Origin of the sequence: Alteromonas sp. AO-Serp, from assembly GCF_017849675.1 — a bacterium.
GTDB classification, from domain to species: Bacteria; Pseudomonadota; Gammaproteobacteria; order Enterobacterales; family Alteromonadaceae; genus Alteromonas; species Alteromonas macleodii.
Map to the genome: position 1 here is coordinate 1 of NZ_JAFLMX010000117.1, position 10,077 is coordinate 10,077.

Annotated in this window: 10 protein-coding genes, 1 tRNA gene and 1 pseudogene; 1 reads left to right on the plus strand and 11 read right to left on the minus strand. The window is 45.5% G+C overall.

Annotated features, from left to right (window positions below; genetic code table 11):
* Positions 1-231: 231 nt before the first annotated feature.
* From QVA83_RS08885 to QVA83_RS08900, 4 genes and pseudogenes are all read right to left on the minus strand, one after another.
* Complete coding sequence (locus QVA83_RS08885) at positions 232-1,167, minus strand: alcohol dehydrogenase catalytic domain-containing protein (protein WP_239299836.1); 936 nt, start codon at positions 1,165-1,167, stop codon at positions 232-234.
* A gap of 30 nt (positions 1,168-1,197) precedes the next feature.
* A complete protein-coding gene (dkgB, locus tag QVA83_RS08890; RefSeq protein WP_061485111.1) occupies positions 1,198-2,034 on the minus strand; it encodes a 2,5-didehydrogluconate reductase DkgB in 837 nt (278 codons plus the stop codon).
* A gap of 21 nt (positions 2,035-2,055) precedes the next feature.
* Positions 2,056-2,964: a TIGR03571 family LLM class oxidoreductase gene (locus QVA83_RS08895; protein WP_061485109.1), complete on the minus strand. Its 909-nt coding sequence runs from the start codon at positions 2,962-2,964 to the stop codon at positions 2,056-2,058.
* 10 nt (positions 2,965-2,974) lie between these two features.
* Positions 2,975-4,173: pseudogene (locus QVA83_RS08900) on the minus strand (MFS transporter).
* A 192-nt stretch (positions 4,174-4,365) separates the two neighbouring features.
* On the opposite strand from QVA83_RS08900, the gene QVA83_RS08905 reads away from it, so the two are divergent.
* The gene (locus tag QVA83_RS08905) at positions 4,366-5,262 is read left to right on the plus strand and encodes a LysR substrate-binding domain-containing protein (protein ID WP_061485107.1); all 897 of its coding nucleotides are present in this window, start codon (positions 4,366-4,368) and stop codon (positions 5,260-5,262) included.
* A gap of 7 nt (positions 5,263-5,269) precedes the next feature.
* Here QVA83_RS08905 and QVA83_RS08910 read toward each other — a convergent pair whose 3' ends face one another.
* The 7 genes from QVA83_RS08910 to pnuC all read right to left on the minus strand — a co-directional run.
* Positions 5,270-6,199 (minus strand): DMT family transporter, encoded by a 930-nt coding sequence (locus tag QVA83_RS08910; protein WP_014948714.1) that lies wholly within the window; start codon positions 6,197-6,199, stop codon positions 5,270-5,272.
* Positions 6,200-6,427: 228 nt separating this feature from the next.
* Complete coding sequence (locus QVA83_RS08915) at positions 6,428-6,724, minus strand: 2OG-Fe(II) oxygenase (RefSeq protein WP_061485105.1); 297 nt, start codon at positions 6,722-6,724, stop codon at positions 6,428-6,430.
* Between the two features lie 129 nt (positions 6,725-6,853).
* Positions 6,854-7,354: a ribosomal protein S18-alanine N-acetyltransferase gene (rimI, locus tag QVA83_RS08920; RefSeq protein WP_014948712.1), complete on the minus strand. Its 501-nt coding sequence runs from the start codon at positions 7,352-7,354 to the stop codon at positions 6,854-6,856.
* An 8-nt stretch (positions 7,355-7,362) separates the two neighbouring features.
* On the minus strand, positions 7,363-8,091 hold the full coding sequence (locus QVA83_RS08925) for a hypothetical protein (RefSeq protein WP_061485102.1): 729 nt from the start codon (positions 8,089-8,091) through the stop codon (positions 7,363-7,365).
* A gap of 307 nt (positions 8,092-8,398) precedes the next feature.
* Positions 8,399-8,475, minus strand: a tRNA-Trp gene (locus QVA83_RS08930).
* A gap of 211 nt (positions 8,476-8,686) precedes the next feature.
* The gene (locus QVA83_RS08935; RefSeq protein ID WP_061485100.1) at positions 8,687-9,529 is read right to left on the minus strand and encodes a phosphotransferase; all 843 of its coding nucleotides are present in this window, start codon (positions 9,527-9,529) and stop codon (positions 8,687-8,689) included.
* The coding region (gene pnuC, locus QVA83_RS08940; RefSeq protein WP_287498364.1) for a nicotinamide riboside transporter PnuC at positions 9,495-10,077 on the minus strand (583 nt) is incomplete at its 5' end. The genes QVA83_RS08935 and pnuC, both read right to left, overlap by 35 nt.

A 10,077-nucleotide genomic window follows, 5' to 3' on the forward strand; every position in this document is an offset into this window, starting at 1 on the left:
ACAAATTCCAGCCTACACGACACCACACGTTTACTTAAAAGGCCTGTAGTTATAACGCTTACTGGTTAAAATTTGTGGACGAAAAGTTGATTTGCTACTTCTAGGGCCTGTTGACCTTGAAATGTACTGACCCAATAAAAAAGGCTTCGACGATATCGTCGAAGCCTTTAGGCGAGCAGAGGAAGCCCTTTAGATCGCTAAGGATAGAGAAGGACCTTAATCATTCCGGCTTTATGAAACCGCAACCACTGCCTTTCGCTTGTCTTCTTTTGAAAATTGCAGCGCGTTGTTCAAATTATCGAATTCAAACACGTTAGGTATTTCGACAACCAACGTTTGCGCAGCAACTTGCTCAAGTAGAGCCTCACCGTCTTTCACCAAACGCTGCCACTGTGACAAATCGCCATAATCATGCAGCGCACCTAGCGCTATCTCATGATAAGAAATAGTACGCGTAAAAGGCGCATCAACAGGCACTTCAATACGACCTAGAATACTCACTACGTGACCATTAGCTTCAAGAAGCGGTACAAGTGACGCCGCATAGTCTGGCCCGTTCGCGTCGAAAAGTGCGTAAAATGTTTGTCCTTCAGGTTTACCGCGATGGATGGCTTTTACGCCCATCTCATCGGCTTGCTCTTGCGAAAAGCTCCCTGAGATAACATGTACATTAAAACCGGCCTGAGAAAGCATTTGCGCCAGCAATTTGTTAACGGCGCCCATACCGCTGACTAACACGTCAGCCCCTTTTCGGACCGGCACTTTACTAAACGCTTGCCAGGCAGTAAGCATTGGACATGGCAACGCAGCAGCTAGTGCAAAATCAACGCTTTCCGGCACGACCATTACACGGCTAGCATACACTTCACTATGATCGGCAAAGCTTCCGTTTTCACCTAGGCTATGATGGTAAGCCACACGCTTACCCAATAGACTTTTATCAACGCCCTCACCTACAGCGACAACAACACCCGCACCGTCCACACCGGGAATATGCCCTTTTTCCCAGTCGCGCGGGTTATCATCGATAAACTTCCAGTCAACTGGGTTAATGCCAATAGCATAGTTGCGCACGACAATACGCCCTGCCTTCGGTTCAGAAAATTCGCGCACCTGCTTTACCAGTGATGCGCCAGCTTGTTCAAATTGCCAAACGTTAGCTTGCATAAAAGCTCCTTAACACAGTGATTTTTCCGATTAGTCCCACGCAGGTGAAAAATCTGGGTTAGCTTGACGGTCACCACAGTCTAGCGCGTCAATCTTTGCGATATCGTCAGCGTCTAAGGTAAGTTCAAGGGCTTTAAAATTGGTTTCCAGATTTTTGCGCTTGGTCGACGATGGAATAGTGACTAAACCATGAGCCAGCTCCCAGGCTACAACTACCTCAGCAGTGCTCACGCCATGCTTATCTGCAATCGCAATGATGGTCTCGTCTTTTAGCACTTTACCAACAGCAAACGGCATATATCCTGTCACTGTGATACCGTGTTTCTCGCACGCTGCACGCACTTTTTCATTGGTAAGATAAGGGTGTACCTCTACTTGATTCGTGGAAATAACGCCCTCGCCCAAGATACTCACCGCTTCTTCAATTTGTGCCACGGTAAAGTTAGAAATACCTATTTCTTTTGTCAGGCCCAGTTCCTTAACGCGCAGCAATTCACCTAGGTACTCTTCCATGCTTTCACCGTTTTCCGGTGACGGCCAATGAATAAGTAGTAGGTCAACGTACGACAGTTGAAGCTTTTTCAAACTCTCTTTTACGCTATCCACAAAGCTTGCTTTATTCAGCTTGTCATTCCACACCTTAGTGGTGACGTAAAGGTCTTCGCGTGCAACAAGATTGTTTGCAATAGCGTCTTTAACAGCGCGACCTACCGCTTCTTCATTGCCGTAAATTTGCGCCGTATCAATATGACGGAAACCCACTTCAAGTGCCATTGTCACGCTGTTATAGGCTTCGTCATCTTTTAAGCGAAACGTGCCTACACCTAGCGAAGGAATTTTAGATTGTGACTGATTTACATTCGGCATGATGCCTCCTTGTTGGTTCCGTTATTTATGAAAGTGAGGTAATACGTTGTCAGCAATGCGCTGCATCGCGCCTTCTACTGGTTGCGTATTACGTCTGAAGTGCAGGCCAATATGATCAACCCCCGCATCTTTCATTGCATTGAGTTCTTTGATAAGCCCATTTACACCAGTTTCAACCCCGAATCGGTGGCGTTTTATGGGCGCTTCATCGTCTTCAACCAAATTAAGATGAATAAAACTAACGTAAGGCTTGTTGCTCGCGACATTTCGCCATAGTTCTACGCGCTTTGCATGGTCGTTCGGTGTACCTGGATACGCCAGCCAACCGTCCATATTTTCTCCAACCCACTGAGGGCTTTGCTGAGCAAGTCCTGCAACGTACAAAGGCGGCGTGGTTGAGCGCGGTAACAGGGACATGCCGGGCTTAAGGGAATTCTCACCGTGCTTTATAATTTCAAGTGACTGCCTGAATTGCTCGCCGCGACTGTCAAAATCGACATCGAACAACGGATACTCAACCGGTCTATCCCCACTGGCTACACCGAGTATGAGGCGGTCGTTACTTAGCTGCTGCACCGTTGCTGCAGCCTTTTTAACAAGCCATGGCTGCCTAAGAGGTAAAACAACAGCAGCTGTGCCTAATAGAATATTGTCTGTGATACCCGCTAAATAGCCCAGGTAAGTGAAGGTTTCGAAAACCTGAGCGGCGTCACCAAAGCTAGGGTCGTAAACCGGTACATCTCGTACCCACGCTGCTTTAAACCCTAGTTTGTCGGCTAGTTGAATACGGCTGTGATGCTCGGTCATATCAGGTACGCCGAATGGCGTACCTTTTGTGGCGTCGAAATGCGCCCAGTCGTTATCTAGCGGAAGCTCTACACCTACTGAGAACGTATGTTGTGCAAGCTTATCAAAGGTATTTGTCGTCATTATGATCTCCCTACGCGCTCGTTGTGTTATTCGCCGTATTCGCAGTACTGAGTGCGCGCTTGTCTAAGTAGCCGCTGTAACGTGTAACAAGTAACGCTGCAACAGAAATAATTGCGCCAATCCATGCGGTATCAGATAACTTCATGCCGTCTACAATTGCACCGCCCAGAATTGAACCCACTGCTATGCCGATGTTAAATGCCGCGATATTTAAACCTGACGCCACATCAACAGCATTAGGGGTAAACTTCTCTGCTAATTGAACAACGTACACCTGAAGTCCTGGAACATTGCCAAAGGCAAAGGCGCCCCACACTAAAACGGTGATCACTGCGGCAACTTTACTGCCCATGGTAAACGTCAGGGCAAACAAGATGACTGCAAGGGCTGAAAAGATGATAGTTAACGCGCGGATTGGGCTTTTTTGTCAGCAAGCTTGCCGCCATAAATATTGCCTACAGCGACAGATACACCGTAAACCAGCATAATTAAGCTGATGGCTGAGGGCGCAAACCCCGCCTCTTCCTGCAATATAGGAGCGAGATAGGTGAATGCCGTAAATGTGCCGCCATAGCCCAATATCGTCATTAGATACACTAATACCAGACGAGGTTGAACCAACACCTTCATTTGTTCACTCAAGGTGGCCGGTTTACTTTGTTTAAGGTTGTTCGGTACCAGCAACGCACTGCCTATTAGCGCAAGTGTGCCAAGCGCGGAAACCACAAGGAAGGTTGCTCTCCAACCGAAGTTTTGACCAATCCAGGTACCCAAAGGTACGCCAGTAACCAAGGCTACGGTTAAGCCCGTAAACATAATGGCAATAGCACTGGCTTCTTTTTCTTTAGCCACTAGCCCTGTAGCAATAGTTGACCCTATGGAAAAGAACACACCGTGCGCTAAGCCTGTCAAAATGCGAGCTAAAATTAAGCTCTCGTAGCTAGGCGCTTGCCAAGCGAGAATATTACCAGCCACAAATAGCGCCATTAAGCTAAGCAGAACATGCTTTCTATTCCACTTTCCCGTAAGGGCGGTAAGAACCGGTGCGCCAACGGCAACACCAACGGCGTACAAGCTTACAAGTAAGCCTGCGCTCGGTAACGTAACGCCAAGATCAGTAGCAATGGTGGGGACAAGCCCCACTATCACGAACTCTGTTGTGCCAATAGCAAACGCACTTAACGTTAACGCAAATAATGCAATAGGCATTTCAATTATCCTCAAAAAGTAATTAACGAGATGGCTTGATTAACAACGCCACCATTGGCTTCTAGAACGAATAACTACACCGTTTTTTGAAAGCCATTAATAAAGTGCGTACAGTTTGACGATAAATTTATTTGCAAAAAACAGCACTAATGACAAAATACTTTTGCGATATTTGAAAATATAAGGTGTGCGATGCCAGTCTCATCAAAAACTGAAGATTTAGAAGCGTTCCTAACCGTTGTGGATACAGGTAGTTTTTCCAGTGCTGCCAATCTACTCAATCAGCAGGTTGCAAAACTTAGTAGAGCAGTTACTCGTCTTGAAAATGGCTTAGATGTAACTCTATTGAATCGCACTACCAGAAGGCTGGAATTAACAGAAGAAGGTGAGCTTTTCCTGCAATATGCCAGAGACGGGCTAAATATATTAGAAAAAGGTGAAGAGGCATTACGGCTATTAAAGCGCGCTCCTTCTGGAAAACTTCGGGTTGATGCTGCGAGCCCCTTTGTGTTCCACCAGCTAGCGCCGTTAGTGGGTGAATTTCGAGAAGCATTTCCTGACATAACACTCGATATCACCAGTCACGACAGCATTATCGACCTGTTGGAACATAAAACCGATATCGCAATACGTATTGGTGATTTAAGCGACTCTAACTTGCACGCTCGACGTTTAGGAAAAAGTAAGCTGCATATTGTGGCAAGCCCACAGTATCTTGAAAAATATCCCATATCTGAAGGTGAGGATGGAATTAGCACGCTAAACAAACACAAACTGATTGGCTTTAGCGACTCACCAAGTCTAAATAAATGGCCGCTCAAGCAAGATATTAACTTGCAGTACAGTCTTCGTGCGTCAAGCGGCGAAACTATTCGCCAGCTGTGCTTGGCAGGTCAAGGTATCGCGTTACTTTCTCACTTTATGGTACACAAAGATATCAGTGCAGGCTCGCTGGTAGCGCTATTTCGCGACGATATCGTCAGTCCAAACCGTAGAGAGTCGGTACAAGCGGTATACTATAAAAATAGTGCAGTATCGTCTCGTATCTCTGCGTTTTTAGATTTTATACAGCCTCGACTAACTCTTTAACTTACCTTTATTTCGCGTGGCCTTTACCTAATATCTTTTTAAGTGTGCTTTGAGGAAGGCCATTTACTATTAGCGCGGCTATCATCAATATTGCACCGGCCATAACCATAGGCAGCAGCGTTTCTTTAAGCAATATCACAGAGCTTACATAACCCACTATCGGCGTGAGTGTACTAATAAGAACAATTTTATCTGGGGGTAATTTAGGCCCCGCCGCTACCATGAGGCCAAAACCGAGACCCGTTGCCACTGGCCCAATGTACGCCAATAGTAACCAATCGCTTATATCGTAAGCCCCAAAATTAGGTGTTGGTTCAACTATCAGTGCAATAGCAAGCATGGCGAAACCTGCGATGGTAAACTGCCAGAAGACAGCTTCAATGACGCTTCCCTTCCACTTATGAAAAGACACTCTTCGAATAGCGACCGCCCACAATGCAGATGCCAGCAACATACCAAAGAGCGGTAGCCATGCGCCCGGTTGTCCCGAAGCAAATAAAATCATTGCACAGCCAATGGTAGATATACCGGTTAGAATTAATCGCTTAGAAGGCGGACGCTGCCGATACCATAGAGTGTCGATAAGCAGCATCCAAAGCGGTGTAGTGTAAATAAGAATACTGGCCGTGCCGGCAGGAATAAACTGCAGTGAGACAGTAATAAGCCCCATTGATAGGATAAACTGGAAAAAGGCAACGACAAACACCACCGAGCGATCTTTACGATTGAGCACCGGTAAACGTTTTTTGGTGATAAGTACAAACAGCGCAAGTACAGGAAGACTTAACAAAAAGCGCAAGCACACCATCCATACAGGCCCTACAATCTCAAGCCCTAACTTCATGCCTGGCCAGTTAAGTCCTAAACACAACACCGCAACCAAAAGCATTTTAATGCCTTTTGATTGCTCTTTTTCCGCCACCGATGATGAAGACATGCGTTTTAAAAAATCCAATTACACGAACTGCGTTAAGAGAAGTTTCTACCGCCCGGTAAGCTGAATGTAGGCGGAGAATTTTAAGGGCGCAAATATAAGTGAATTAGCAAGGGATTAAAACCTTCCTGACCGTGTATACACGCCAATTTATCGACCAAATGGTCAACTTTTTAAAACCTTGTGGAAACTTTGCTATACGGGTGGTTAATCACTGATAAACACTTTGACCTACAGGTACAATGCAACTGACAGCAGCTTCCGCTCACCTCTTTCTATTTTGCTTACGCTGTGCATGTACTTATCTGGCCGAAAAAAGTAAATGCGGTTAAAGAGATTAAAGATGACTTTCTCTGCCCAAAATTGACCGCCGCGCTTCGGCTTTTTTAGTACTACATTAAATTTAAAGTAACGCCCGCTGCCCATAGGGTCATTATGCTCTAACACGCTATGACCCTCTTTGTAGGTAACCACATTAATAGCAAATCGCTTCGATGAGACTATCGCTTTGTTGAGCACTTTAGCCATGCTGATTCTACCTTAGGTGAAGAGAACGTGATGCGATTTAAACACGCGCTACTATAAGCTGGGAAGCGTATGCTGAGTTCAGATAGTGCTTTGATATACGCGAAACGTATATGCCTAGGAATACAAACACTAGGCCAAGGTGGGGTTTGTCCACTTCATGATTTTAGCGTTTTCTTTTTGTGCGCTGTTTCCATTACTCTTGTCATGCCCGTCATCATTATTTTTTACGGTGTAATAATTTTTGCGGGTTTCTATATGCTCAAACCCCGAGCTCTCATAAAGCGCAATAGCAGTATGGTTACTTTCACGCACTTCTAGCCACATTTCACGCATTGCATTTTTTACCGATGTCTCAATGACAAAATCAACTAAAGCGCGACCTACCCCCTTGCCTCTTGCGCCACTGTCTACCGCAATATCCATCAGCGTAGCTTCATCAACGACTTCAAGCATGATGGCATAGCCAACAATCTTGTCATTTTCAAAGGCAAACACCCCGTAATAGGGTTTGGTGAAACAATCCGCGAAGGTACTTAGTTTCCAAGGCGACACTTGTGCCTCTTGATGGATAGCATGCGCAAGTTCAATGTGCTCGTTAAAGCCTTGTGGCGGTACGATTGTTAACTTCATCGACGCGACTACTGGCCGTTAGCGGAGTGGTTTAATTCGCGTGCTGCGCTGATAAGCTGCGCCCACAGTTCCCGTTTCTGCACAGTTGAGAGTTTTAGCGGTGTGGCTGGCAATATAATGGCCGTTTCGGTTACCGATAGCGTACGGCCAATCATTATGGTGCTAGCCCACTGTGACGGTATACCCAACTGAACACAGGCTAGCTGCAAGTCCTTCAGCCATTGCTGTGATTTAGCTTTCTGTTCGGCACTTAACGGGATACCTTCAGGCGATACCGGCCCTTTTGCGCCAATAGACTTTGTTAAAGACTCTTGCGAGGTAACCGCATTGTCGAAAGACGGCGAAATGTTGTGTGACTGTGAAGCACCTGTTTCGGTTTGCCCTGCTTTCCCGTCATTGTGCGACCCGCCAGGTGTGGAAAGTTTTGCTGCCCCGCCGTCTTTAGGCTTAGCCTTATCTTTCGTGCTACTGCCAACATTTGCCCGCAACTGAGCAAGCCGTGATTGCTTTTCTTCTTGAGATATTGGCTTTGAAGGCGGCTTATTGGTTTGAGCGTTTTGGCTGTAGGGTAACTGTGTCGATGAACTATTTGTACTGCCGACGTTGCGTTGTGCTGCATTGGCGTTGTTTTGTTTCGCTTGGTCTTCCTGCTTTAGCTCAGTGTAGGCGTCTTTGGTGATCCAAACCGGGATCCCCATTTCCTGTAAAACCGCCTGCTGATATGAAGTAAGAGACATTGCGCAAAAACACCTAACGTGGATAGTTCATTGTATTTGTTTAGTTTACTAAAGTTGCAGGCTTGGTTGAATAACTATCGCGTTCTTTTGCTCGGATTGTACCTGCAGTTTAATGCTCAAGCGTTAATTCATAAGCGTTGATTCTTAAGTATTATTCGCGAATTTATAATGCCTAGCCCTTGGTATAAGAGGAAATAAAACAGCTGCAGCAAATTAAGCACTAGCAACAGAAACCAAAAAAATTTAAGAAGAATTTAACAAAGAAACGATTTAGAATTTGAACGTAAACGTTCACAAGAAGAGAAAGTGGCAGGGGTGGAGGGACTCGAACCCCCAACCATCGGTTTTGGAGACCGCTGTTCTACCAATTCGAACTACACCCCTAGCGCGCTGTGCATTATACGGATGACATTAAAAAGGTAAAGCCTTTTTATCACTACCATGCACTGCATGCTTAATTAACACGCAATGCGCTGTTTTTTCAATCGAATAACACCAAATAGGCTTTATCCATCACCTGTGTTTTGTCTTATTGCCCGCTTTTAAACCGACTTCTATACAGCGTCACTTTTAAATGCGGAGCAGTTTATGACAATTAGACCTTATTGGCGTTAAGCGCAGCAAACCACAGGTCATTAGTGATAGCGACAATCTCGGTGTGCAGATCAAATTTCGCTATCGCGTCGTGCTCATCGATATTCATTAGCTTGGCGTAATGCTTAACGAGCTCTCTACTTTCATTGATTTCAAGTTTATTGATAAGGCAGCAACTTGCTAAATCGAAGTAGCGGTTTCCCATGGCGGCATATTCCCAATCAATAATTTTGAGTGAGTTATCTGCGCTCAGTAATAAGTGATTAGTTAGCAAGTCATTATGACATAACACATAGTCGTCATCGTCTTGTTCACTTTTTATTACTTGTTTCCGCAATGATTGGGCTTTTAGATAAAGCTCACTGCTCATATCGAGCTGTGCAACATTAATATAATGCTGCCATCTTGATGCTAAATCTAATGGCCTAGCGGTAATGGGCAAAGAATGAATACGAGCGAGGGTGTTGGCCAGCTCAAGCATTGAAAGCGTCGCACTTTCACTGTGCTCTAGCCACTGCTCAACCCAGATGGTTTCATCATCGCTTAACCATATAGGTTGCGGCGCTACTCCCAACCTATAAAGCTGTTGCTGCAAAGCAAATTGGTGCGCACGATTAACCCCACTAAAGTCATCATCGCCCATCCATTTCACCGCTAAGTCGACAGGGTTATGATCCGACTTTGGTTGCCCACTACTTTGAAGGTTATTTGCAGTCAAGGGTAACTGACTATCTGCGAGCTCTTGAACGCGGTAAACGTGATTTACCGCTCCAGCAGGGTGTGACGAAATTTTCGCACTGTCGCTAAGATTAAGCGCCTTTTGCAGCGTGGCGATGATATCCAACCTGTTCACCTTGTTTTTTATATTGTACTAGCCACTGGTAATACCCAAATACCGCAAAACCAACATAGCCTAAGAACAGGCAAGCAGATAATGCATAACCCACTTGCAGGTATAAATAGGCGGACGCTAAATTGATGAAAAACCAATAAACCCAGTTTTGCAGGATTTTATGCGCCACCATAAATGTTGTGACTACACTCAATAAATTAATGCTCGCATCTAATAGTAGGTACTCACTATTGAACTGTGAGCCTGCCACCTCAGACAGAACCCAAGCGAGCAATAACATACTCGGCACAATGAGCAAATGAGCCCAGAGAGGCCAATGAAGCACTGGCTTAACATCGCCGTCTTCCGCCCCTTTCGACCACTGATAATAACCGTATCCCGCCATTATCATATAAAAGAAGTTAAGCGCAGACTGAAATGGCAAAGTCACCTGCCAAAATAGCCAGGTGTAAATTGCGGTACTCACAAAGGCGCACAGCCAACACCAGCTGTTCTGTTTTGCGGCTAACAGCACATAGGCAATAGCGAGGACAACCGCT